The 319-nt window shown below is 51.4% G+C and carries 1 tRNA gene; it reads right to left on the bottom strand.

From position 1 onward, the window contains the following. Window positions 1-128 precede the first annotated feature (128 nt). Window positions 129-213, bottom strand: a tRNA-Leu gene (locus tag ACW9I6_RS32435). Window positions 214-319: the final 106 nt, after the last annotated feature.

The raw sequence follows: 319 nt of genomic DNA on the forward strand, positions 1-319 counted from the left end.
CAACGGGAGTCACAATCCCGTGCTCTACCAACTGAGCTACGCCCACCATATTGCGTGACCAAAAAGCCCGTCAAAAAGGCTATTTGTTGAGCTTCGCGCCGATCCGCAGGCCTTCACGAAACTTTATTTGGTGCGGATGAAGAGACTCGAACTCTTACACCTTGCGGCGCTGGAACCTAAATCCAGTGTGTCTACCAATTCCACCACATCCGCGCTTGAAGCTTTTAAAGCAAAGGCGCCAGACTATTAATCTGGCGCCTTTTTAAATATGGGGTGGACGAAGGGGATCGAACCCTCGACAACGGGAGTCACAATCCCG

The organism is Pseudomonas sp. SDO5522_S412 (genome assembly GCF_054071215.1).